The organism is Exiguobacterium sp. USCH10 (assembly GCF_037619445.1).
In the GTDB taxonomy this organism is placed as follows: domain Bacteria; phylum Bacillota; class Bacilli; order Exiguobacteriales; family Exiguobacteriaceae; genus Exiguobacterium; species Exiguobacterium aestuarii_A.
The window spans coordinates 86,552-111,435 of record NZ_JAQPZO010000006.1 but is presented as its reverse complement, the minus strand read 5'-3'; the positions used below and the strand labels follow the sequence as shown (position 1 = coordinate 111,435).

The 24,884-nt window shown below is 48.4% G+C and carries 26 protein-coding genes, 1 tRNA gene and 1 other RNA gene; 2 read left to right on the top strand and 26 right to left on the bottom strand.

Annotated elements, in window-relative coordinates; translation table 11 throughout:
- Nucleotide 1: 1 nt before the first annotated feature.
- The 22 genes from PQI28_RS10900 to PQI28_RS10795 form a co-directional block, all read right to left on the bottom strand.
- On the bottom strand, nt 2-961 hold the full coding sequence (locus PQI28_RS10900) for an HNH endonuclease (RefSeq protein ID WP_339963284.1): 960 nt from the start codon (nt 959-961) through the stop codon (nt 2-4).
- 71 nt (nt 962-1,032) lie between these two features.
- Entirely contained in the window at nt 1,033-1,641 is a 609-nt protein-coding gene (locus PQI28_RS10895; protein ID WP_339963283.1) for a hypothetical protein, read from the bottom strand.
- 174 nt (nt 1,642-1,815) lie between these two features.
- On the bottom strand, nt 1,816-1,959 hold the full coding sequence (locus PQI28_RS10890; protein ID WP_214746089.1) for an alcohol dehydrogenase: 144 nt from the start codon (nt 1,957-1,959) through the stop codon (nt 1,816-1,818).
- A gap of 119 nt (nt 1,960-2,078) precedes the next feature.
- Nucleotides 2,079-2,434, bottom strand: a transfer-messenger RNA (tmRNA) gene (gene ssrA / locus PQI28_RS10885).
- 49 nt (nt 2,435-2,483) lie between these two features.
- Nucleotides 2,484-2,954, bottom strand: coding sequence for an SsrA-binding protein SmpB (smpB, locus tag PQI28_RS10880; RefSeq protein WP_214693541.1), 471 nt, complete (start codon nt 2,952-2,954; stop codon nt 2,484-2,486).
- 54 nt (nt 2,955-3,008) lie between these two features.
- Nucleotides 3,009-5,414 carry a ribonuclease R gene (rnr, locus tag PQI28_RS10875; RefSeq protein ID WP_339963282.1) on the bottom strand — a complete coding sequence of 802 codons (2,406 nt, stop codon included), beginning with the start codon at nt 5,412-5,414 and terminating at the stop codon, nt 3,009-3,011.
- Nucleotides 5,415-5,429: 15 nt separating this feature from the next.
- Nucleotides 5,430-6,170 carry an alpha/beta hydrolase gene (locus tag PQI28_RS10870; protein WP_074033592.1) on the bottom strand — a complete coding sequence of 247 codons (741 nt, stop codon included), beginning with the start codon at nt 6,168-6,170 and terminating at the stop codon, nt 5,430-5,432.
- Between the two features lie 102 nt (nt 6,171-6,272).
- Complete coding sequence (gene secG / locus PQI28_RS10865) at nt 6,273-6,497, bottom strand: preprotein translocase subunit SecG (protein WP_012726902.1); 225 nt, start codon at nt 6,495-6,497, stop codon at nt 6,273-6,275.
- Between the two features lie 73 nt (nt 6,498-6,570).
- On the bottom strand, nt 6,571-7,458 hold the full coding sequence (locus tag PQI28_RS10860) for a YitT family protein (RefSeq protein ID WP_083600113.1): 888 nt from the start codon (nt 7,456-7,458) through the stop codon (nt 6,571-6,573).
- A gap of 48 nt (nt 7,459-7,506) precedes the next feature.
- Nucleotides 7,507-8,847 (bottom strand): glycosyltransferase, encoded by a 1,341-nt coding sequence (locus PQI28_RS10855; RefSeq protein WP_214874630.1) that lies wholly within the window; start codon nt 8,845-8,847, stop codon nt 7,507-7,509.
- Nucleotides 8,844-10,052: a glycosyltransferase family 4 protein gene (locus PQI28_RS10850; RefSeq protein ID WP_337874626.1), complete on the bottom strand. Its 1,209-nt coding sequence runs from the start codon at nt 10,050-10,052 to the stop codon at nt 8,844-8,846. The genes PQI28_RS10855 and PQI28_RS10850 overlap by 4 nt, the downstream gene beginning before the upstream one ends.
- 21 nt (nt 10,053-10,073) lie before the next feature.
- On the bottom strand, nt 10,074-10,955 hold the full coding sequence (galU, locus tag PQI28_RS10845; RefSeq protein ID WP_214693547.1) for a UTP--glucose-1-phosphate uridylyltransferase GalU: 882 nt from the start codon (nt 10,953-10,955) through the stop codon (nt 10,074-10,076).
- 115 nt (nt 10,956-11,070) lie between these two features.
- Complete coding sequence (locus tag PQI28_RS10840) at nt 11,071-11,913, bottom strand: hypothetical protein (RefSeq protein ID WP_339963280.1); 843 nt, start codon at nt 11,911-11,913, stop codon at nt 11,071-11,073.
- Nucleotides 11,914-11,974: 61 nt separating this feature from the next.
- Nucleotides 11,975-12,856 (bottom strand): hypothetical protein, encoded by an 882-nt coding sequence (locus tag PQI28_RS10835; protein ID WP_339963279.1) that lies wholly within the window; start codon nt 12,854-12,856, stop codon nt 11,975-11,977.
- Between the two features lie 350 nt (nt 12,857-13,206).
- Nucleotides 13,207-14,499 carry a phosphopyruvate hydratase gene (gene eno, locus PQI28_RS10830; RefSeq protein WP_012726908.1) on the bottom strand — a complete coding sequence of 431 codons (1,293 nt, stop codon included), beginning with the start codon at nt 14,497-14,499 and terminating at the stop codon, nt 13,207-13,209.
- 33 nt (nt 14,500-14,532) lie between these two features.
- A complete protein-coding gene (gpmI, locus tag PQI28_RS10825) occupies nt 14,533-16,074 on the bottom strand; it encodes a 2,3-bisphosphoglycerate-independent phosphoglycerate mutase (protein ID WP_339963277.1) in 1,542 nt (513 codons plus the stop codon).
- Nucleotides 16,075-16,827, bottom strand: a complete 753-nt coding sequence (gene tpiA, locus PQI28_RS10820; RefSeq protein WP_034778525.1) for a triose-phosphate isomerase — start codon at nt 16,825-16,827, stop codon at nt 16,075-16,077.
- Between the two features lie 18 nt (nt 16,828-16,845).
- Nucleotides 16,846-18,030 carry a phosphoglycerate kinase gene (locus PQI28_RS10815; RefSeq protein ID WP_339963276.1) on the bottom strand — a complete coding sequence of 395 codons (1,185 nt, stop codon included), beginning with the start codon at nt 18,028-18,030 and terminating at the stop codon, nt 16,846-16,848.
- 97 nt (nt 18,031-18,127) lie between these two features.
- The gene (gene gap, locus PQI28_RS10810; protein WP_224861719.1) at nt 18,128-19,135 is read right to left on the bottom strand and encodes a type I glyceraldehyde-3-phosphate dehydrogenase; all 1,008 of its coding nucleotides are present in this window, start codon (nt 19,133-19,135) and stop codon (nt 18,128-18,130) included.
- A 59-nt stretch (nt 19,136-19,194) separates the two neighbouring features.
- Nucleotides 19,195-20,223: a sugar-binding transcriptional regulator gene (locus PQI28_RS10805; protein ID WP_012726913.1), complete on the bottom strand. Its 1,029-nt coding sequence runs from the start codon at nt 20,221-20,223 to the stop codon at nt 19,195-19,197.
- A gap of 109 nt (nt 20,224-20,332) precedes the next feature.
- Entirely contained in the window at nt 20,333-20,590 is a 258-nt protein-coding gene (locus PQI28_RS10800) for a glutaredoxin family protein (RefSeq protein ID WP_074033610.1), read from the bottom strand.
- 5 nt (nt 20,591-20,595) lie between these two features.
- Entirely contained in the window at nt 20,596-21,741 is a 1,146-nt protein-coding gene (locus PQI28_RS10795; RefSeq protein WP_339963275.1) for an RNA polymerase factor sigma-54, read from the bottom strand.
- 118 nt (nt 21,742-21,859) lie between these two features.
- Here PQI28_RS10795 and PQI28_RS10790 point away from each other — a divergent pair.
- Together PQI28_RS10790 and clpP are read left to right on the top strand one after the other, a co-directional pair.
- Nucleotides 21,860-21,932: transfer RNA gene (locus PQI28_RS10790), tRNA-Arg, on the top strand.
- Between the two features lie 151 nt (nt 21,933-22,083).
- Nucleotides 22,084-22,659 carry an ATP-dependent Clp endopeptidase proteolytic subunit ClpP gene (gene clpP, locus PQI28_RS10785; RefSeq protein WP_012726916.1) on the top strand — a complete coding sequence of 192 codons (576 nt, stop codon included), beginning with the start codon at nt 22,084-22,086 and terminating at the stop codon, nt 22,657-22,659.
- Between the two features lie 43 nt (nt 22,660-22,702).
- On the opposite strand, the gene PQI28_RS10780 is transcribed toward clpP, so the two are convergent.
- The 4 genes from PQI28_RS10780 to PQI28_RS10765 form a co-directional block, all read right to left on the bottom strand.
- Nucleotides 22,703-23,398 carry a MerR family transcriptional regulator gene (locus PQI28_RS10780; RefSeq protein WP_214785841.1) on the bottom strand — a complete coding sequence of 232 codons (696 nt, stop codon included), beginning with the start codon at nt 23,396-23,398 and terminating at the stop codon, nt 22,703-22,705.
- A gap of 56 nt (nt 23,399-23,454) precedes the next feature.
- Nucleotides 23,455-23,898, bottom strand: coding sequence for a hypothetical protein (locus PQI28_RS10775; protein WP_339963274.1), 444 nt, complete (start codon nt 23,896-23,898; stop codon nt 23,455-23,457).
- An 89-nt stretch (nt 23,899-23,987) separates the two neighbouring features.
- Entirely contained in the window at nt 23,988-24,503 is a 516-nt protein-coding gene (locus PQI28_RS10770) for a DUF2179 domain-containing protein (RefSeq protein ID WP_074033625.1), read from the bottom strand.
- A gap of 90 nt (nt 24,504-24,593) precedes the next feature.
- Nucleotides 24,594-24,833, bottom strand: coding sequence for a CopG family transcriptional regulator (locus tag PQI28_RS10765; protein ID WP_074033629.1), 240 nt, complete (start codon nt 24,831-24,833; stop codon nt 24,594-24,596).
- Nucleotides 24,834-24,884: the final 51 nt, after the last annotated feature.

The window sequence follows — 24,884 nt, the reverse complement described above, 5'->3', positions numbered from 1 at the left end:
TTCACGCCTTCGGTGCCCAACTATTTTCAAATCCATTTTGAACAGCGTAATGATACAAATGAATAAGTTTTGACTCTTTGTATGTAGACAAATGTTCTGACGTACGCAGTTCATGATTTCGTTCTACCAAAGTATAAAGATAATCAATCTTCGCTAATCGACTATTCTTGCTCGTATTGCACGTCGGACATGCAAGAACAAAGTTCCATAAGACATCGTTTTGCATATAAGACCAAGGAATGAAATGATCAACGTGAATCTGTTTTACCGGCTTTAAGCAATAAAAACATGTTGAATGACCGTGGCTTAATAAAATTTGTTTAAACTCTTCAAGCGATTGACGCACAGACACAAACTCCAGCTTACTCAAGATCCGTTTCATCGCATCTTGTGAATTGTACTTCTCTAAGAAGACGGCTAACTGATAGTTTGTCACGTTCATTAGAATGCGTTTGTATTTTTCAAAAAATACAACATACACCGGAACGAGCTGAATCCACTCTTCTCTTCGATTAAAGGAGTAAATCGTTTCGTTAAATGAGCGATAGAAAGAACCATATACGTATTTTTTATAAAATTGATTCACGTTCCGGATCAATTGACTTTGTTGATGTTCTGGTAAGCGGTCGAAGTTCCAATCTCGTGGGATGTCATTTTCTTTCTGAAAGAAGACCATCGCTTTTTCAACAGCGCTCCGCTTTCCTAGTTGATTCATCTGTGTCAAACCATGTGTCACAATGAGATTCCAATAGATTTTCGTCACATGTTTAGCAATCTGATGGAATGACACGACACCTGATTCATTTAATTCTGTTGTACATTCAAGTAACGCCTTCATCAATACATGTTTGTACGTAGTCGTGTGAGAAGCGTTCATCAGAAATTGTTGCGTAAAGCGCCATAAGTCAGATTCGGTTAAATACATATCTTTCGCCTCAGCGACACTTAAATCCCATCCCAACGACTTCACCTCCATCTATTCGTTGCACTATTGATTATAACGAATACAGATAGGAAGTGGATCGCGGTGCTTCATACAGGAGCAGAAAACTCTCTTTTGATTTGTTCGATATCAATCATTGTTTTTTCATGAACATACTGAACGAGCACATCATACTCCTCGACCGTATTCAGTTTTTTAAATTTCTCTACATCTCCTCTAAAGCCTGCGAAATATTCACTTTGATACTCTGGATTATTGAATAGTCTTAAATATTCCATATAGTCTTTGATTGTTATTTGACTCACGATGTAAGAGAGAATGGCTTCCCACTCTTTTATCCGCCCCTCATGAATCTGTTTTTTGATAACGATGTCTTGTGCTTGCTCCATTTTGATTTTTTGAATACATTGCTCCACTTCCAACTTATATTCAAGTAACTCATCGCGATTTCGAGTATCCAACGTAGGAATCACTTCAGTTAAATAGTACTGATATCGTTGCTTTCGTGGATGCTTGTTCTTGCCTTTAGCTACTTTAGAGTTTTGATTGAGATCATCGGATTTATTTAATCGTTTCTTTAAATTGATTGACTCTAAAGCTCCAATGATTTCTTTGTTATGTTTTAATGCAAGTTCGACCACTGTCGGACCATATTTTTTGACTCCATTCACAATAAGTTCCGTCGATTTTTTAGACATGAGGAATTCTCCTTTGATATGTAAATTTCATGACGATTTTCAAAAAACAACTCGTAGTTTCTATTCAACAAAGGAATGCTCAATCCCTTGAATCCATTCAAAAACCTAATAATCGGTTTTCGCTATCCATAAAAAAAGGATTAATGAGCAGGCACTCAATAATCCTTCGTCAAATCACTTCTTCTCTTGTTGCTTCTGCAAATACGCTTCACGAAGCTTGTTCAATCGTTCCTTCTTGTTCGAGACAGTCGGCTTTTTCCCGTCTTGGTATTTCGCCGCAGCTACTTTGCTTCTCGTGTCTAGTTGATATTTCCCCATGCTCTTCACCTTCCTTTCTTTGTGGCTGACTCTCAAGCAAAAGTAAAGACCCTCTAATCTCAATGAAATTAGAAGGTCTTCATGAAAATCATTGATTGCAGTCGTTACAGACTGCTTCAAAATGGAGACGGCGGGAGTCGAACCCGCGTCCGAAGGCATCGTAACGTATGCTTCTACGTGTGTAGTTTATCTATTGAATCTCGATGTGACACTGCCGATAAACAGGCGTTGTCGCATCCAGTCTGTTTCATCTCTTCTTCGCGCCCTCAGACGGCGAGGTTGAAGCGTAGCTTGCTTAGTTTGAGACCCTGAAAGTCATCCACACAAGCGATGGATGTCAGGATCCGCAGGGCACTTAGGCTGCTGCGAGTTGTGTGTTAGTTTTGCCAGTTATAGGCGTTTGCGTTTTAACGAGGCCGACCCCTCGACACGCCACATACGACCGACCTACCCCCGTCGAATCCATAACGTCCCCGGGGTGGTAATTGGTACTATATTTAATATACCACAATCAGGATTCGTTGTCAGTATTTTTGCCGATCGCGCATCGCGCGGTCGACGTCACGCTTCGCATCTTTCTTCTTCAAGTCCTCGCGTTTGTCGTACTTCTTCTTCCCTTTTCCGACGCCGAGCAGGCACTTGGCGAACCCGTTCTTGATATACACTTTGAGCGGGATGATCGTGTAACCGTCACGCCCTGATGCCCCGATAAGCTGATTGATTTGCTTCTTATGCAACAATAGCTTTCGGACGCGAAGTGGCTCATGGTTAAAGCGGTTCCCCTGGTCGAACGGGCTGATATGACAGTTGTGAAGCGTCGCCTCGCCCCCATCGAATCGGACGTACGCATCCGCGATATTGATCTTCGATTGACGGACCGACTTGATCTCCGTCCCTGTGAGCACCATGCCTGCCTCAATCGTATCCTCGATCGCATAATCAAAGGATGCCTTGCGGTTTTGGGCGAGTGCGTTCGAATCTTTCTTCTTGGCCATACACATTCAGTCCTTTATCTACAAGATACGGAGGAAGGGACGAGCCCTTCCCCGTCAGCGACGCTTCTTCGCACCTCGTTTGGCGTCGCCTTTTCGTTTGTGCTTGTCTTTCTTCTTCAAGTCGAGTGCCGAACGGCCTTGGGAAGACTTCTCCCCGTCACGTTTCGGTTTCTCGCCTGGTTTGCCCGGCTTCCCAGGTCTTCCTGGTTTGCCGCGCTTCTTCTTGTCGTCCCGACCGCGACCGCCGCGACGGTCTTTCTCATCCTTTTTCGGACGACCGCCTTTCGCTTTGATCGTCGTCGGTTGGCGACGCGTCGATGGTTCCCGTTTCGGCATGCCGACGACCGTGAAGTCAATCGTTCGCTCGTCTAGATTGACGGCGTCGACTTTGACACGGACGGCGTCCCCGATCCGGAACTGACGTTTTGTCCGCTCCCCGAGCAGCATGAGCTGTGATTCATCGAAGTGGTAGTAGTCATCCATCGACTGAAGACGAACGAGCCCTTCAATCGTATTCGGAAGTTCGACGAACATCCCGAAGTTCGTGACGCCGGCGACGACACCATCGAACTCTTCACCGAGATGGGCTTCCATGTATTCGGCTTTCTTGAGCGCCTGTGTCTCGCGCTCTGCGTCGACCGAACGACGTTCCCGTTTCGATGCCTGTTCGGCAATCGCCCCGAGACGGTCCTCGTACTTCGCAATCGTCTTCTCCGACAAGTCGTTGTTGAAGACGTACGTGCGCATGAGACGGTGGACAATCAAGTCCGGATAACGACGGATTGGTGACGTGAAGTGCGTATAGAAGTCCGTCGCGAGTCCGAAGTGACCGAGCGATACGTCGTCATACTTCGCCTGTTGCATCGAACGAAGCATGATCGTGCTGATGACCGGCTCTTCCGGTTCCCCATCGATCGCCTTCAAAATCTTTTGAAGCGTCTTCGGTTCGACCGTCTGGCCCTTGATGCGTTCAATGTGAACGCCAAAGTTTGCGACGAAGTCGAAGAAGAAATCGAGCTTGTCTGGTTTTGGATTGTCGTGGACACGATAGATGAACGGTACGTCCATCTTGTGGAAATGTTCAGCGACCGTCTCGTTGGCCGCGAGCATGAACTCCTCAATCAACTTCTCGGCGACCGAACGTGGACGAAGCACGATATCCGCTGGCTTCCCTTCATCGTTGACGACGACTTTCGCCTCGGCGAAATCGAAGTTGATGGCACCGCGCGAGTTGCGTCGTTTCCGAAGGACTTCCGCGAGCTCGGCCATGAGGTCGAACTCACCGATGAACGGCTCGTACTTTTTCAACGTCTCTTCGTCATCCCGCTCGATGATCTCACGGACGTTCGTATACGTCATCCGTTCCGTCGTCTTGATGACACTCGGAAACAAGTCGTGGCGAACGACCTTTCCGTTTTGCGGGGAGATCTCCATGACACAGCTGAGCGTCAAGCGGTTGACGTGCGGGTTGAGGGAACAGATCCCGTTCGAGAGTCGGTGCGGCAACATCGGGATAACACGGTCGACGAGATAGACACTCGTCCCGCGCTCGAGCGCCTCGACGTCGAGCGGCGAGCCCTCTTTCACGTAATGCGAGACGTCGGCGATATGGACACCGAGCTCGTAGTTCCCGTTATCGAGTTTTTTGACGTGGACGGCATCGTCCAAGTCTTTCGCATCTTCGCCGTCAATCGTGAAGATCGTCTCGTCACGAAGGTCGACGCGACCGATAAAGTCTTTTTCATCCGCCTCGTCCGGCACCGCATTCGCCTGCGCGATCACGTCCTCCGGGAACTCCGTCGGAATGCCGTGTTTATAGACGATCGACAAGATGTCGACACCTGGGTCGTTCTTATGTCCGATGATGCGGACGACGTCACAGGCACCGGCGAAGCGTCCGTCCGGATACTTCGTGATGCGCACGACGACTTTATGTCCGTCGACGGCACCAAGTGATTTGTCTGGGTTGACGACCGGCCAGAAGTTGATGCGCTTGTCATCCGGCTCGATGAAGGCGAACTGGTCGAGTCGACCGCTCGGGAGCGTATACGTCCCGACGAACTCCGAGAGTCCGCGCTTCAATACTTTCAATAGGATTCCTTCTGTCTTGCCACGGTTGTCCTCGCGTTTTTTGACGAGGATCGTATCGCCATGGTAGACGTCTTTCAGTTGGTCGGGCGGCAAGAACACGTCTTCCGCTTCCCCTTCGACCGACAAGAAGCCGAAGCCGCGCTGGTGGATCGAGATGATCCCTGCGACTTGGCCGAGCGAGGCGAGCGTCCCGTAACGGTTCGTCCGCGTCCGGCCGATGGCACCCTCTTCCTCGAGGGCATTCAATGTGCGGATGAGTTCTTTGAAGTCATCCGTCGACGCGAGCTGTAGTCGCTCGGTCAGTTGATCGACAGAGAGCGGTTTCTCGCTCGCCTGTAGGATCTCTAGTAATTGGTCACGTAAATTCAACGTGACACCTCCTTCTTAGACTGACCAGTCTAACGTTTCGAGAAAATCGAGCACGTCCTGGTGCAGTTTCTCTTTTTCTTTGTCGAGCGTGATCACATGTCCCGAGTTCTCATAGATGAGCAACTCTTTTTGGAACGTGTTGACCGCCTCGTAAATTTGATTCGCCGATTCCGGGTCGATCATGTTGTCTTTGGCGCCTTGGACGACGAGTGTCGGGACGAAGATGTCCTCGAGCTTCGACGCCGTGTCGCGGACGAAGGCACGGAGGTCTTTTAGCGTTGGCATCGGTTTGAACTCTGCCATCTCCTGCTCGATCTGTTCCGGCGACTTTTCTTCTCTACCCTTATATTCTCGGGCATATGCCTGGACTCCTTTGTACAAGCGGTCCTCGGCATCGATTCCAGTCGGCGCGCACATCGGGATGACCGCCTTGACGTCTTTCTCCTCGGCGAGACGGAGCGACATCACGCCACCTAGCGATAGTCCGCAGACGACGATCTCCTCATGACCTTTGTCGACGAGTGTCTGGTAGGCGTTCAAGACGTCTTCCCACCAGTCTTCTGGTCCATATTGGAGTAATTCTTCCGGTGGGACGGCATGACCACGATAGATCGGTCCCATACATGTGTATCCTTCTTTTTGAAGGAAGCGACCGAGCATGCGGACATCCGCGCTCGATCCAGTGAAGCCATGTAACATCAACACGGCACGTTTTCCGCCCTCGAAGAAGAACGGTTTTGGTGCAGTCACTTTCATTTTATCTGTCATCTCCTCGTATCTACATTATTCCCAAAAAATAAATCGAAAAAACAAAAGCTGACCGCCTCACGTGAAAATCGAGAACGATCAGCCTTATCATCATAATGATGCGACTAGTAATCCTAAAATGAAAAACAAAGTGCCTAGTACAGCTGCAGTTCGGTTTAAAACAGCATCGAAGCCGCGCGCTTTCTGGCGTCCGAACAACTGCTCCGCGCCACCTGCAATCGCTCCAAGACCTTGCGACCGACCTGACATGAGCAGTACGACGACAATCAATAAGACAGCCACGACAAGTAGGCTGATTGTAGCGATCGTTTGCATAGTAGTCAGTTCCTCCTTCTATTTACACGCCTTTTATTATATAGAAGTTATCGTCAAAACACCAGCATTCAAATTATCGGGACGGGTAGCTGAATCCTTCCCCGATGACTTCCTTCACTTGGTGGATGACGACGAAGGCGCGGTCGTCCGTCACTTGGACGATTTTTTTGAGTGGCGCGATCTGACGTTTGTCGACAATCATATACAACATGTTCTTGTCTTGCTTCGTGTAGTAGCCGTGTCCATGAATGATCGTTGCCGAGCGACCGAGCGTCTCCGTCAAGACGACGGCGAGCTCTTCTTGCTTGTCGCTGATGATCGTGACGGCCTTGCGGATATTGAGTCCCTCTGCGACGAGGTCGATGACCCACGAGCCGATGATGATGGCGATGAGCGTATAGAGGACGACTTGTTCCCCTAAGAAGAAGCCAGATGTCGCGACGACGATTGCATCGATGATGAACATCGAGACGGCGACGCTCAAGTGGAGATAGCGCTCCATGAGCCGGGCGATGATGACGCCCCCTCCTGTCGTCCCGCCGACACGGAGCACCATGCCGATCCCGACCCCGATCATGATTCCGGCATAGACGGCCGCGAGCAGCTTATCTTCGGCAGGGCTGCCCCAGTCGTGCGTCAGACTAAGGAAGAATGACGTCGCGACGACGGCGATGACCGAATAGACCATTGTCCGACGGTCGAGCAGCTTATAGCCGACGATGAAGAGAATCCCGTTCCCGATGATTGACGTGAGTCCGAGGTCCCAGCCGAACACGTAGTACAGGATAATCGTGACCCCGAGTAGGCCACCTTCCGAGAAATCGTTCGGTACGGTGAAGTAGTTGACCCCGAACGAGAGAATGAATGAGCCCGCGATAATCCAGGCAATGTCCTTCACCGAGATGGTTTGTAGCTTGCGCCATACTTGTTGGCGCAATAGATGTTGCTGTTGACGTTTCATAAATTGTCCTCCTTCCATATAAAAAAGACCGCGGCCAAAGCCGCAGTCTTAAGATTGTACTGGCTTTGGCGCACCGTCTTTCATAATCGGCAACTTGCGCTCCGCTGCGTTCGCGTAGACATTCAAGAGTGCCTCTTTTTCCAAATCCCAGTTATATTTCTCACGCGCGGTCTTCGTGTTCTCTTTGACACGCGCATAGAGTGCTTGGTCTTCAATCAAACGGTTGACGCCGTCTGCGATCGATTGTGGATCGTGTGAGTCGACGAGCACCCCGACATCGTTCCCCGCAACGACCCGTTCGATTTCAGGGAAGTCACATGAGACGACCGGTACTTCGGCCATCAAATACTCGAACAATTTGTTCGACGACGCCGAGTAGTGGTTGAAGCAGACGTTGTTCAATACTTGGAAGCCTAAGTAGGCGTTCATCGTATAGTAAGGTAACGCTTCGACCGGTACTTTGTCAATCATCTTGACACGATTGCCGACACCTTCCGTCTCAATCAACTGTTGAATCGTCGGTTTGAGCTTCCCGTCCCCAATCATGACGAGCGTTCCTTCTTTGAAGTCTTTCGCCGCGAGCACGAGTTGTTCGAGACCACGCCCTGCTTGAATCCCACCTTGGTACAAGAGGATCTTCTCGTCTTTCGGCAAGTCGAGAAGCGCATGCAAGTCCTTACGGAGCGAGAAGTCGAGCGGACGGTAGAACGGGTAGTTGTGGAGCACGTACGGATAGAACCCGTATAACTCTTCGTTGTGTGCCGCGCGCGTATGGTTCTCGACCATCATCGTATCGACGAACGGCAAGAGCCATCCCTCGAGGTTACTTTGGATGTAGCCGTAACCGGTACGGTCCGTCTGTACTTCGTGCGAATCATAGACAATCCGACCTTTGTTGAACACTTTTCCGGCGAGGAGTGCCTGCGGGAGCGTGTTCAAATCGTTCGCATGATAAAAGTCGTATGACTTCTTCGTCGACGTGAACACCATCTCGAGCATCGCACTCGCGTTGACGATTTGCTTACGTACTTGCGGCAACAAGATTGTCCCGACCGCTGCCCCGAGAGCAAGCATCGTGAATGGTGCGAGTAGGAATAAGCCGGCACCAACGAGTCCGGCACCGATTTGACGGGTCCGTTTCTCGCTCACCCATTGGTACGTCTTCTTCGCGAACTTGAGCGCGTTGACAAGAATCGATGGCTGACGCTTCACGCGGATGACGCGGAAGCCTTCCGGACGCATCTCTTCTTTCGGTAACTCTTTATTTTTCGGGTCCTGGAGCGCAATCAAATCAACTTCATAACCTGCCTCGGCGAGTGCCGAGCATTCGCGAAGAACGCGCGCATCATTCGTAAAATGGTTCCATACAAACATACATACTGACTTCATTGTGTTTCCTCCATCACTAACTGTTGTACGACTTGATCTAACACGTCGATATTCTCTTCCCAACATAAATTCTCTTTGACGTAACGAATCCCGTTCGCCCCGAGCGCCTCCCGAAGGTCCGGTCGGTCGAGGAGCTTGCGGAGAATCCGCTCGATTTCATCGATATCCCGTTTCCGAGAGACGAATCCGACTTCAGCCGCTTCAATGACATTCGCCGCATGGCCTGACACTGCTGCGACAATCGGTTTGCCGACCGCCATATAGTCGATGAGTTTCCCCGGGATGACCGTATCGAACACTTCTTGCTCGATCAGGCTGACAAAGGCGACGTCCGCATTTTTAATCGCTTGGAACGCCTCCGTCCGTGGCATCGCTTCAAGGAACAAGAAGTTTTGGAAACCACGCTCCTTGATCGTCTGCTTCAACTCTTCTTTCCGATACCCGTAGCCGATCAGTTTGAAGTGAATCCGCGGTTCGTCACGGAATCGTTCGGCGAGCTCGAGTAAGAGTGACACGTCTTGCGCGAGCCCCATGTTTCCGGCATATAAAATCTCCATCCGGTCGTCCGGCGGGATCGTCCGCTCAAGCGCTCGTTCCGATTCTCGAATCGAGTTCGGCATGTAGTGGATTTTCTCGTTTGAGACACCGCGTTGACGAAGATAGCTGCGGAAGCCTTCCGAGTTGATGATGACCTCGTCAGCGGCACGATACAATCGTTTCTCGAGCCAAAATGCCGGCGCGAGTACCCAGTCGTGTTTGAACACGCCGACCCCTTTCACCGATTCCGGCCAAAGGTCACGAACGTCTAAAATGAGGGGGACACGATACTTCCGTTTCGCATATACCCCGACAAACGCCATAAAAAAAGAAGGGGTCGTCGCAAATACGACGTCTGGCTTCAATTTTAACTGACGTACGGCCCCGATTCCTTTCACCATCTGTTCGAGGAACAAGAAGAGACGGCTGACCATGTTGGACGTATGTTTCCGCTTCTTCGTGATGAGTCGTTTGATGAACGGTTGATCGTTCAGCTCCCGGTCATTCCAGAAACGGTCGTCCTGATACATATCAAAGCTCGGGTACGAAGGGGCGGCCGTGATGACCTCGACTTCATACCCGCGCTGCTTCATCAAATGCGTAATGTTTTGCATCCGGTTACCGGCGCTGCCGATCTCCGGATAATAGTTTTGACACACCATGAGCATTGTTTTCAAAAATAACACACCTTACTGTTGATCAAGTTCGTCCACGAGCCGTTTTAACAAGGCATGGACGTCATCTTTTAAATCAGGATCGCTGAGCGCGTGGCAAATCGTCGTCTCGACGAATCCAATCGGTTCCCCGACGTCATAGCGTCGACCATCAAATTCGTAAGCAAAGACCGTCTGCGCTTCATTCAAGCGTGCGATCGCATCCGTCAATTGAATCTCGCCTCCGGCCCCTGCTTCTTGCCCTGACAACGCCTCAAAGACGTCCGGTGTCAGAACATAGCGACCGAGGATGGCAAAATTCGATGGGGCCTCACCGACGGGCGGCTTCTCGACGAACGTCCGCACCGGGATGAGCTTCCCTTCGACGGCAAGCGGGTCAATTATACCATATCGGTTCGTCATTTCATACGGGACACGCTGCACACCGATGATCGAGCGTTCATGTGCCTCATATTGGTCAATCAACTGCTTCGTCGCCGGCACATCGGATTCGATGATGTCATCTCCGAGCAAGACAGCGAACGGCTCGTCCCCAATGAATTTCCGAGCACACCAAATCGCATGACCGAGACCTTTAGGCTCCTGTTGGCGTATGTAGTGAATGTTCGCCAAGTTCGAGGAGTGTCGGACCGATTCGAGTAAGCGGGTCTTCCCTTTTGACTCCAAGTTTTGCTCCAACTCGAGCGCACGGTCAAAATGATCCTCGATGGCGCGCTTATTCTTACCCGTGACGATGATGATGTCTTCGATTCCTGAAGCGACTGCTTCCTCGACGATGAACTGAATCGTCGGTTTGTTGACGATTGGCAACATCTCTTTTGGCATGGCTTTCGTGGCTGGTAGGAAGCGGGTGCCGAGACCGGCGGCTGGGATGATGGCTTTACGTACTCGTGTCATTAGCATTGGCTCCTTTACTCGTTATGTAATGAGTATACCCAAAATCATCTTGTTCAAGCACGCACAAAACGGTCGTGACATGTGTCACGACCGCTCTTCTCTCCTCCCGCTCGTTTTAATTTTGACGAAATGAATCTACTATAAACATATCTGGCACCGAATCAATTAAATTTATTAACTCATGATGATAGTTGAATGCATGAGTTACACGATTTAAATAGATATTATCTTTACTATTAGATAATAACTTGTAAGGATAATATGCTAACATCTCTTCCTCATTTTCAAGTCTAGTTTGGTCCTCAATTTCATTCTCCCAAAGAAAAATCAAAAATAATGCTGAACCGAGTCTAACAAGTGCAGAATTATACAGGAACTCAAACTCTACTATTTCCAAATTCATGTCCGATTTCTGAAACAATTTAGGTTGTGGACGACCCAGAGAGTGTTTATCAAATATTGGTTTTCTTAAAATTTTTGGATTAAATGATACTAATAGCTTTCTATATCCCATCAACTCATCAGGAAATGGAGACGTATTAATTGCTAACCCAGCAAAAATTGAAAATTTATCGTTAACCTCTTCTTCTCCTAGTATATACTCCAAGTTATCATTAAACCATCTGTTATCTAACTTTTCTTTTCGTGCAATATTATAAACAAGCTTTAGTAACCAACGAGATAGCATATTGTAGTTGTAATCAAAACTAATAATTTTATTGCCGAAATATTCTTTTACAAAATATTTTTCTACAAGACCTTTACCATAGTTATCAAGAATAGATAGCACTCCATTATTACAATCTTCACAAACATCCTTAATTGTAATTTTATTTCCTTTAAACATTCGTTCACCGTCAATGTTAAAATCACATTCAGGAAACAAATTTAAAACTGACGTTGGAAACAAATGCTCTCTCGTAATTTTTTTTTCATTTTTACAATATGAACAAACCATGCAAATAACCCTCTTTTAATAAATTTTAAAATTAAATATGATCATAACAATCAAACAAAAATTATTCATTTATATAAATTGCTTCAATTCTGTTTGATAACATATCACTTAGTTCAGAAATATTTTTCCATACAATAGTATTAGTTTGAGCCACATCAAAATGTCTTTTTTCAAAATCATCAGTGTGACATGTGAAAATCACCTCTTTCCCAATCCCTTTCGCATATCCCGCTTCGTAATATACTCCATTCTTATGGTCTGTCAAATCAGCAATTACAAATTCCGCATTTTCGATTTCATAAAAAATTTCTGGGACAATTTGGTTGGTGTGCTCTTTTGAATCAATAATTAAAGGCTTAAACCCATTTCTTATTACGGTGTCAGATATTGATTTTCTGACTTCTGATAATTGTGGATTAAAAGACATCGCTATGAATATAGTTTTTGCATATCTAGGAATCTTAATCCCTAATTGACGAAGCACAGTTGAAACTCTAATTGAGATCGGATACATCTGATGCCTATGATCATTTGCGTTCTGTTGTAAGTAGACCATGGCAACAAAATACAAATAGTCATCCATTTTCCTTATCAGCTCAACTATGTCCCTTACGTCATATAAATTTTCAGTTGTTTCAAAATTACCTTCATCATCCCAAATTTCACTTTCGTACATAGTAACTTCTTTAATAGAAAGATTAAATTCATTTAAAAAAGGTAAAATTTCATAAAGAAAATTTCGCCCTTCCATTTGATGATTAAAAAGTTGCTCTTCTGGAGTTTGATTTTCTTGTGAAGAATACCTAGCGTTCAAAATGTCTCTTTCGATATGATTTAATCCTATAAACAAGTGGGTAATTTCATTTTCAATCGCGTTCCTAAATAAATTTAACAATTCTTTATCTTCTTTATATTTAATCAATTTTTTTGTTAAGGTACTCATTACAACACCATCCTATTTATTAAATATAATTATAATTAATGAGGTTACTCACAATTATACATTTTTATTATAATAATTACTTTTTTTATACTTCTTAATTTTTTATTTACAATATAAGTTTTTTGATAAATTATGTTCTCCCATGATTATTATCAAATAATTAAATAAAAATTGTACATAGTATTTGTATTATGCAAATTTAGTAATCAGACGGCGGGGGGCGACTCCTTAAGGAGAGTGATGCAAGGATGACTCCGCATCAACTCAAGAAAGCGTCCCCCCCGTCTGATGAATATCTTCTTCATCCACAAAAAAACAGGCCCGCCATTTGGCGAGCCTGAAACAATCAATTATTTTTTGAGGTTGTAGAACGACTTGATACCGTCGTATTTCGCTACATCGCCGAGCATGTCTTCGATGCGGAGAAGTTGGTTGTATTTCGCGATACGGTCTGTACGTGAAAGTGAACCAGTTTTGATTTGTCCAGCGTTTGTCGCAACAGCGATGTCCGCGATTGTCGCGTCTTCTGTTTCACCAGAACGGTGTGAGACAACTGCTGTGTAACCAGCTTTTTTAGCCATTTCGATCGCGTCGAATGTTTCTGTGAGCGTACCGATTTGGTTAACTTTGATGAGGATCGAGTTTGCGATTCCTTTTTCGATACCTTCAGCAAGTTTAGATGTGTTCGTTACGAAGAGGTCATCCCCAACGAGTTGAACTTTGTGTCCGATTTTGTCTGTGAGAAGCTTGTGGCCATCCCAGTCGTTTTCGTCACAACCATCTTCGATTGAGAGGATTGGGTACTTGTCAACGAGCTCAGCGTAGAAGTCTACAAGCTCAGCAGTTGTGAGTGACTTACCTTCGCCAGCGAGTTCGTATTTACCAGTTGACTTGTCGTAGAACTCAGAAGATGCAACGTCCATTGCGAGGTAGACGTCTTCGCCTGGTTTGTAACCAGCTTTTTCGATCGCTTCAAGGATAACTGTGATCGCTTCTTCGTTAGATTTCAAGTTTGGTGCGAAACCACCTTCGTCACCAACAGCTGTGTTAAGACCCATACCAGAAAGAACTGATTTGAGGGCGTGGAATACTTCAGCACCCATACGGAGCGCTTCACGGAATGTTGGCGCGCCAACAGGCATGATCATGAACTCTTGGAAGTCCACGTTGTTGTCCGCGTGCGAACCACCGTTGATGATGTTCATCATTGGTGTTGGAAGTGTCTTCGCGTTGAATCCACCGAGGTATGTGTAAAGTGGGAGACCAAGCTCATCTGCTGCTGCGTGAGCTGCTGCCATTGACACACCGAGGATTGCGTTTGCACCAAGTTTAGCTTTGTTTGGCGTACCGTCGAGTTCGATCATTTTCGCATCGATTGCGTTTTGGTCGAAAACATCGTAGCCGATGAGTTCTGGTGCAATCGTGTCGTTCACGTTCGCAACTGCTTTCAAGACACCTTTACCGAGGTAACGTGACTTGTCGCCATCGCGAAGCTCAACTGCTTCGTGCTCACCTGTTGATGCGCCTGATGGGACGAGGGCACGGCCGAAACCGCCGTCTTCTGTGAAGACTTCTACTTCTACTGATGGGTTACCGCGTGAATCTAAAATCTCGCGTGCGTAAATTTCTGTAATCATTGACATGAAAAATCGCTCCTTTTCGTATGAAAAATAGTTTTATGATTTTGTAACGATTGATGAACCAGTCATTTCAGCTGGTTGCTCTCCACCGAGAAGGTCGAGAAGCGTTGGGGCGAGGTCGCAAAGTGCGCCTTCGAGAACTGGTTTCAGTTCGACTCCCTCTTTTGTGATGATACATGGAACAGGTTCCGTCGTATGCGCCGTCATCGGCGAGCCGTCCGGGTTCGTGACGATGTCTGCGTTCCCGTGGTCTGCTGTGATGATGGCCGCGCCACCTTTAGCAAGTAATGCGTCCACTACTTTACCGAGGCATTCATCGACTGCTTCGATCGCTTTCTTCGTCGGCTCAAGCTTACCTGAGTGACCAACCATATCCGGGTTCGCGAAGTTGATGATGTATGCATCATACTCATCCGACTCGATACGCTCGAGCAAGCCCTCTGTGAGTTCGTACGCACTCATTTCTGGTTGCAAGTCGTATGTCGCGACTTTCGGTGAAGGTACGAGGAGACGATCCTCGCCTTCGAATGGCTGTTCTTTTTGTCCATTCAAGAAGAACGTGACGTGTGGGTACTTCTCTGTTTCTGCGGCACGGAGCTGTTTGTATCCTTGCGCAGAGAGTGTTTCCCCGAGTGTGTTTTTCAAATCTTCCGGTGGGAAGACGATGTCTGTGTCGACGTCATCCGAGAACTTCGTCATCGAGACGAGTAAGATGTTCTCAGGGTGTGTGCTTGAGAGTTCGAAGCCGTTGAAGCCCGCTTTCTCTTTAAACACTTTCGCGAGTTGGATCGCCCGGTCCGGACGGAAGTTGAAGAACATGATCGCATCGTTGTCTTGAATTGTTGCGACCGGCTTGCCATCTTTTTCGATGACCGTCGGTAAGACGAACTCATCCGTCAAATCGTTCTCATACGACTTCTTGAGAACCTCGACTGGGTCCGCACCGACTTCGCCTTTTCCGTTTACGAGGACGTCGTATACTTTCTCGACGCGCTCCCAACGGTTGTCGCGGTCCATGGCATAGTAGCGACCAGACACGCTAGCGACTTGACCGACACCGAGTTCAGCGAGCTTTTCTTCTGTTTCCTTGAGGAAACCAGCACCTGACTTCGGATCACAGTCACGGCCGTCCGTGAAAGCGTGAATGTACACTTTTTCGATGCCGTGGAGTTTTGCGAACTCAACGATCGCAAACATGTGATTGATGTGCGAGTGAATCCCGCCATCTGACACGAGGCCCATGATATGGAGGCTCGAGTCATGTTTCTTCACATGTCCTGCCAAATGGTTCATCGCTTGACGATCAAAAAGCGAACGGTCTTTGATTGCGTTGTTGACGCGTGAGAGTGACTGATAGACGACTCGACCGGCACCGATATTCAAGTGCCCGACTTCCGAGTTCCCCATCTGTCCTTCTGGAAGACCGACGTACTCGCCTTTTGCGTTTAAGAGCGTATGTGGATACTGCTCCCAGTAGCGATCGAAGTTCGGTTTGTCCGCAGCCATGACCGCGTTACCGAACGATTCGTCACGCATCCCGAAACCATCTAAGATGATGAGTGCGACTGGTCTAGCCATTTAAATCGCCTCCAACAATTTGAGGAACGAAGCGGCTTCGAGTGAAGCACCGCCGACGAGTGCGCCGTCGATGTCTTCTTGTGCCATGTACTCTTTGATGTTCTCAGGTTTTACAGATCCACCGTATTGGATGCGTACCGCAGCCGCCACGTCTTCGCCGTAAAGACCTTTCACCACGTCGCGAACATACTTACAAGAGCTTTGTGCGTCAGCTTCGTCTGCTGATTTACCTGTACCGATTGCCCAAACTGGCTCGTACGCGATGACGAGTTGTTTGACTTGGTCAGCAGAGAGGTCAGCGAGACCGCCTTCGACTTGTGTTTTGATGACTTCTTCGAACTTGTCGCCTTCGCGCTCTTCAAGTGTTTCACCGACACAAACGATTGGCGTAAGACCGTGTTCGAACGCTTTTTTCGTTTTGCTGTTGATGAACGCATCTGATTCGCCGAAGTACTCGCGACGTTCTGAGTGACCGAGGATGACGTAAGTCACGCCGAGGTCAGCGACCATAGCTGGGCTGATTTCGCCAGTGTATGCACCGCTATCTTTGTCGTACATGTTTTGTGCACCGAGCTTCAAGTTTGACCCTTTAGCTGCTTCTACCATCGGTGCGAGGAAAAGTGCCGGAGCACCAATCGCTGCATCTACTTTGTCAGTAGACGGAATGTTGTTTTTAACTTCCTCTACGAAAGCGACAGCTTCCGAGAGTGTTTTGTTCATTTTCCAGTTACCTGCAATAATCGGTTTACGCATCGATAACCCTCCTCTAAATTACTTGTCGTTAAGCGCCTCGACACCTGGAAGTTTTTTGCCTTCCATGAATTCGAGTGACGCGCCACCACCAGTTGAAATGTGACTCATCTTGTCAGCAAGACCAAACTTGGCTGCTGCAGCGGCTGAGTCGCCACCACCGATGATTGAATATGCATCGCTATCTGCAAGTGCTTGAGCGACACCTTTCGTTCCGTTTGCGTATTTATCGAGTTCGAATACGCCCATCGGTCCGTTCCATACGACAAGTTTCGATTCGCGAATCGCATCCGCGTAAAGTTCGACTGTCTTCGGTCCGATATCAAGACTCATGTGATCCGCTGGGATCGAGTCAATATCGACTGGGCCGACATACGTTTCTTCGCCGAATTCTTTCGTGATGACACAGTCGATTGGCATCAAGAATTTCACGCCTTTGTCTTCTGCTTTCTTCATGAATTGACGAGCGAGGTCAAGCTTATCCTCTTCAAGGAGTGACGTTCCGACTTCGTGCCCGAGTGCTTTCGAGAACGTGTACGAGAGTCCGCCACCAATGATGAGTGTGTCAACGATGTCAAGAAGGTGGTCGATGACCCCAATCTTGTCCGCTACTTTCGACCCACCGATAATCGCCGTGAACGGACGGTCTGGGTTAGAAAGAGCTTTACCGAGAACTTCAAGTTCTTTTTCCATCAAGAGACCAGCAACGGCTGTGTCCACGTGGTGTGCAATCCCTTCAGTTGAAGCGTGTGCACGGTGAGCCGCGCCGAACGCGTCGTTGACGTATACGTCAGCAAGTGCTGCGAATCCTTTTGCAAGTTCAGCGTCGTTTTTCGTTTCACCTGGGTAGAAACGAACGTTCTCTAAAACGACGACATCGCCTTCAGAGAGTTTAGCGACCGCTTCTTCTGCGACCGGGCCGTATGCTTCTTCGACGAGCGGTACATCTTTTCCGAGGAGCTCAGCGAGACGCTTCGCTACTGGAGCAAGTGAGAACTCAGAGTTCTTCTCGCCTTTCGGACGGCCGAGGTGGCTCGCAAGGACGAGTTTCGCACCACCGTCAAGCAAGTGCTTGATCGTTGGAAGTGCGGCTTGGATCCGAGTTTCGTCTTGGATGACGCCATCTTTGAGTGGAACGTTGAAGTCAACGCGGCAAAAGACGCGTTTCCCTTTTACATCGATGTCACGAATAGACTGTTTGTTCATAACTTTCGCCTCCATATGTCGTGCGTGTCATTTCATAAATAGAGCGGAGAACAATCTCTTGTTTCCGCTCCTATTTGATTCTATTTAGTTCACGAAATTACTTCGCGATGTTAGCGAAGTGCTTAACTGTGCGAACCAATTGTGCAGTGTAAGACATTTCGTTGTCGTACCAAGAAACTGTTTTAACGAGTTGCTTGTCGCCAACTGTCATAACTTTTGTTTGAGTCGCGTCGAAGAGTGAACCGTATGTGATTCCGATGATGTCAGAAGAAACGATTTCGTCTTCAGTGTAACCGAATGACTCGTTTGCCGCTGCTTTCATCGCTGCGTTTACTTCGTCAACAGATACTTGCTTGTCGAGTACAGTTACGAGCTCAGTGAGTGAACCTGTAGCAACTGGTACACGTTGTGCAGCACCGTCAAGTTTTCCTTGAAGTTCAGGGATTACGAGACCGATTGCTTTAGCAGCACCTGTTGTGTTAGGAACGATGTTCGCTGCAGCTGCACGCGCACGACGGAAGTCACCTTTCGGGTGTGGAGCGTCAAGTGTGTTTTGGTCGCCAGTGTAAGCGTGGATCGTCGTCATGAGACCTTCAACGATTCCGAACTGGTCTTGAAGTACTTTAGCCATTGGTGCCAAGCAGTTTGTTGTACAAGAAGCACCTGAGATGACTGTTTCAGTACCATCGAGGATGTCGTGGTTTGTGTTGTAAACAACAGTCTTCATGTCACCTGTAGCAGGAGCCGAGATAACAACTTTCTTCGCGCCAGCTTTCAAGTGAAGCTCAGCTTTTTCTTTAGAAGTGAAGAATCCAGTACATTCGAGAACGATGTCTACACCGAGGTCTCCCCATGGAAGTTCTTCAGGGTTACGGTTAGCGAGCGTGATAACTTTCTCTCCGTTTACGAGGAAGTGATCGTCGTGTACTTCAACTTCTCCGTCGAAACGACCTTGAGTCGTGTCATACTTGAGAAGGTGTGCAAGCATCTTCGTGTCTGTCAAGTCGTTGATTGCAACAACTTCGATTCCTTCGTTTTTGATGATCTCGCGGAATGCCAAACGACCGATACGTCCAAATCCGTTAATACCAACTTTTACTGCCATGTTAATTTCCTCCTTAGGGTAGAAGCTATTTATTGAAGAGCCAACGGGGGGTCAACTCTTTAATAACAAGTTAATAATTCTTTCGCCGCACCTTCGTCTGTGACGAGGATGATGTTCGACGTGTGTTTCGCATAAGCGGCGATCGCCTGTGCCTTCGATTTCCCTCCGGCAACCGCGATGACGGTATCCATGTCATCCAGCTCTTCGAGTTGGATCCCGACCGTCTTGACGCGATGGACGATCTCACCTTCCGCATTGAAATAATATCCGAATGCTTCGGCGACGGCGTCATGCCGTTCAATCATCCGCAAATGCTCCGGTGATGCGTGACGGCGTTTTGCCATCGTTTCTGCCTCACCAATTCCATGTACCACAATTCGCGCCGCTCTAATCATTTCCAGTACATTTTTAATACTAGGTTCCTCCACCATCCGGTCGAACGTCTCTTGTGACACCTCATCCGGAATATGTAGAAGATGATAGTCTGCGTGGGCCCGGTCCGCCATGCGTGAGCAGACGGTATTCGCTTGAAGTTCAAGCGTTTCTCCAAGACCTCCGCGTGCGGGCACAAAATGCATCGGGCGTTCTTTTTTATCGGGCGACATCATCGCCGCAACCGATGCCATTGTCGTTCCACCCGTTACCGCAATCACGTTATCATCCGGTGCGAGCCGCGCTTTTAACTGCGTGACCGCTGCCCGTCCGATATCGCGTTGGACCCAGAATGTCTCATCTGAATCACCCGGTACGATGACGACTTGGCGAACCCCTAATTTCTCTTCGAGCTCTCTTGCCACTTCTGAGATCCCGAGAAGTTCTCCCATGATCTCGTGCAAGTCCCGTAAGACGTTTCGTCCCGTCTCACTGAGGGAAATTCCTTGAGTAGCGACGTAAAGAAGACCTTGGTCTTTCAAAAAGTCGACTTCTCGTCTGAGTACCCGTTCGGTCAGTCCCAAACTCGTTGCGAGTGTCCTGCGGCCAATCGGCTGCATCAAGCGGACATAGTGTAAGATATCGTAACGATGTCGGAGCGTATCGAGCAGGTCAGGGACAATTTGCTTCTGAACGTGAATCAGTTGCTGGATCATGCTCTTACCCCCTCGACTTTCAGTGTGGACAATTTTTGTCCCACTTTTTTATTTGCGTCCCACCGCTACGAGTTCATCTTATCAATCACTTTTCCGTCTGGCAACCCCTTCAAACGTTTTTTTTCGATGTAAGCGTATACTTAACAAAATCTTCAACTTTGTTGTCATCATATCGCCCTTGACTGATGACTTCTCCTTCGTGTATGAGAACGGGGATTTCGAAGAGGTACTTCGCCTCGAGATCCTCATCTCCCGTAATATCAATCTGTTCGAGTTCGATCGGATAATCCTCCTGTAGCCATTCGAGCATGACAAGCGCCTCGTCACAGAGCGAACAATTGTCACGTTTATATAAAGTTAGTTTCATTTTCGTCATCCCTTCCATAACTGCCACTCACGCTCACGTGAGTTGCCGAATCCGAGTTCTTCCCGATAGTTCGTCACGGTCCGTCTCGTCACTGGATAGCCGTATCGGGCGAGTTCGTCCGCCAGTGCCTGATCACTTTGCGGGGTCTTCTCCCGTTGAATCAGTTCTGCGAGCGTCCGCTTGATCATGAACGGTGAATGTCCATGACTCGTCGACCGAACGAAAAAGTGTTTCCATTCCATGATTCCGCCTTCAGTCTTCGCAAACTTCCCTTGAATGGCACGCCCGACTGTTGATTCGTGCTTGCCGATTTGTTGTGCGACGGTCCGACGGGTCAGTGGATTGAGGACAAGTTCTCCTTTCAGCCACTCGATCTGACGTGACGCGATAACAGCCCATATCTCACGTAACGTCTCGTTCCGCATCGCAAGGGACGTCATCCACCATTTCGCCTCGCGGTCATTGCCGACTCGCGTCGTGTCAAGTTCCGGGCTGAGCCACGTCGTGACAAGCTCTCCATCTTCGTAACGTACTTCGACTTCGGGAAACACGTGCCCCGTTTCTTCATATAATAATGGACGTTTTGGTAGTGTCGCGACAATTCGCTCTAAACGGGCGAGCTCTTCATCTGAAATTGCGAGCACGCTCGCCATCTGTTTTTGGCTCACGCCACTCTCAATCGCATCAAATACATCGACGACGCGTGGGTCCTCATGTTCAATCGCATGGCGGTACTGACACTCTCGTTCCGTTCTCGCCCCGATCCCCGTCGGTTCAAGAAATAAAAGTGCCTGTCTCGCTTGTTCGATTTGAGTCACGTCGACACCGAACCGCTCCGCCAACACCTCATTCGTATCCGGCAATAATCCCCGATGGTCGAGCAACAGGACGAGCTGTCGTCTCAGCTCTTTCTCCGAGTCGCTGCCGCTTCCTTCTCGAATCTGGGTGAACAGCTTCTCTTCGAACGCGCTCGCCGCATCCGCTACCCAACCGAGGTCCCCACTCCCGACATGAATGTTTGGATTATGGCGCGCTAGACGTGCGAGACGAAACGAGAGCGCGAGACGGTCCGCCTCGAGCACCGGTAGCCGTTGCACAAGGTCTTGCGTCATCTGTTGATGTTGTACCTGTTTTTGTTCTTGCCGTTGCATCGTTCTCCCCCCTCTTCTCTATTGTAACGAACCCGCTCCGCTTGCGCTCAAAAAAGGATAATGAACAGGATTGCTTTTTCAATAAAACAAATGTATAATAAATTCGTGTCACACACATGCACCCGTAGCTCAGGGGATAGAGCACTGGTTTCCGGTGCCAGGTGTCGGGAGTTCGAATCTCTCCGGGTGTATCAGATGTAGAGGTCAGGCAGATTGCCTGGCCTCTTTTTCGTTTCAGGATGCGAAAATCGTGGAATAGGTGAAAAACGATGACTATCGTTTGACCAACATTGACTATACAGGTATGATGAACTTACAACCTACATAAAGGAGGCAGATTCAATGTTAATTCCAACAGTTATCGAACAGACAGGCCGTGGGGAGCGCGCGTACGACATCTACTCACGCTTGCTCAAAGACCGTATCATCCTTCTCGGAAGTGCGATTGACGACAACGTCGCGAACTCAATCGTCGCACAGCTTCTCTTCCTCGCAGCTGAGGATCCAGAAAAGGACATCTCGCTCTACATCAACAGCCCAGGTGGTTCGATCACAGCGGGTATGGCGATTTACGACACGATGAACTTCATCAAACCGAACGTGTCGACGATTTGTATCGGAATGGCTGCATCGATGGGTGCCTTCTTGCTCCAAGCCGGTGAAAAAGGAAAACGCTTCGCACTTCCGAACGCGGAAATCATGATTCACCAACCGCTCGGCGGCACACAAGGCCAAGCGTCAGACATTAAGATTCACGCAGAACGTATCATTAAAATGCGTGAGAAATTGAACCAAATCATGGCAGAGAACACTGGACAGCCACTTGAAGTCATCGAGCGCGACACAGAGCGTGACTACTTCATGGCAGCTGACCAAGCGAAAGACTACGGTCTCATCGACAAAGTCATGACACGCTAATCATACAAAAGACGTTTCCCGATCAATCGGGAAACGTCTTTTTCTATTCGATTGGCATCCAGACTTCAATCATGTCGTCCGCTCCACCTTGACCGTGAATGTAACGTTCAAAGTCGACCGCATCGCGAAGCGTCACGTCTGGAACGTTCAACAGTTGTTCGTACGTTGTAGGAATCATCGGGATACCCCCTTCGACCGTCGCGACGATATAGTTCCCTTCGGTCAGTTCGACTTGTCGCGATCCTTCCCCACTCACAGGCTTCGTCATGCCAGCCACATAGCCGTTCTCTTGTGGGAGGCAGACGCCGTATGACTCATCTGTCGTCAATTCTGGTTGGAGTCTGGCCCAAACCTTCGGGATTTCTTCTAACGTACTCCCATATCCATAGACTGTAATCGGTTCACGTAATGTTTCGTATCGAATGTTCATGTCATCCCCTCCTGACTGCATCGACCGAATCTGTCTCTCGATTTGGCAAAGCTGTTCGATTTCTTTCCTGACTTCACATAACCGTGTTTCAAGTAGCGTATCAGTCGACTGACCTGATTGAATCTGCTCTAAACTGAGCCCGATTTGACGTAATCGTTTAATTTCACTCAAGCGTCGAATCTCTTCCATCCCGTACATCCGATACTGGTTGCCCGATCGTGTCGGTCGAATCAACCCGCGCCCTTCGTAAAATTTGATGGCTTTGACCGACAATCCGGTCACATGCGAAACTCTTCCAATCGGAATCACTGTGTTCCCACCTCCTATCTTCACTGTACAGCCGTCCCTAAGAGGCAGGTCAACCATTAGTTTTCAGGCACGCTGACACCGAATACGTATCGGCTATCGCCTTGCGCCCATTCCCCGCCGATTTCGAATAGATAAATCCCGGGTTCGTCCGGCACGACCGGTTCAGCCGGAACCAGTTCCCCGTCCCGAATCTGATAAAAGCTCGATTCCATCGGATCGGCATGATAGACGACGTCAATCGCATCACCCGGTTTGACCGTGATCAGTTGCAGGTCATCCGCTTCCGGCAAGCCATAGTCGGCGCATGTCGCACGACTGCCGGCTTCCCAACAATACGTCGATTGTTCTACTTCCGCCGTCACCGAGCCGACACGAACCGTCGGGAGCGGCGGTTTGACGGGGTCGTCCCCATCACCGAACCAAGACACGGCGACATATATCACCCCTACACCGACAAGTAACCCAATCAATACAATCCAAAAACGTCGATTACGCTTCACGGTCTCATCTCCTTTCCTCACTCATTCCCTATCGTGCAGTAAAATCCCTACTCCAACAAAAAAAGACCCACTTCCGTGAGTCGTGTGCGTCATTTCGGACGACGCAGTCCTTTCATCATATAGCCGCCTTTGAAGTCGATCGGGTCAAATGCGACGAGAAACGCCTTCGGCTCATGCTTCTCGACGAGTTCACGCAATTCCTTCATCCGTGTACGGGCTGCCAAAACATCCAGACGATAACGGACACCGTCTCGACCTTGCCCTTGGTAATGTGTCACCCCGTAGCCATTGTCGCGCATCTGTTGAATGAGCTCTGCCGGATACTCTTTCGTGTGGACTTGGATCATGTTGTAGCCGATGGCGAGTTTACGTTCGACGTAGCCACCGAGTAAAATCCCGAGCCCGAATCCGACTGCGTACACGATCATACCGAGCGTCGTCAAATCTTGGAATACGATTCCGAGTGCGAAGATGTAGATGAGTGTTTCAAGCGTCCCGAACAGACCCGCGATGACGGTCTTCCCTTTCACGAGCATGATTGTCCGGAGCGTGAGCACCGGGACGTAGATAAGTTGTAGCAATAGGATGAGTAAGATTTGACCCATTCGATCGACCTCCGTTCAAATTCATTACCACCACTATTCCAAATTTCAGAGTGAGATGCAACTAAAAAAGGCTGACCGAAGTCAACCTGATTATTTCGTATCTAGATTTTTCACGCTCGTGAGCAATTCATAGTCTTTACGAATCACTTCGTAGATCGCGTTCTTATCTCCGTTCAACAACTCTTCTGCACGAAGCTGGTTCAAGAGAAGGCTTGTTGCGAACGTGACGAGTGCACTCTTCGGAATTCCGATTTCTTTTGCGCGCTCCGTGATGACTTGGTCGAGCTTAGCGTCAATCGTGAGCGATAATCTTTTCTTTTCATTCGACATAGTGATGAAGCTCCTTTAATTCCTATTCAGTAAACCTATTCCAGTTGCTTA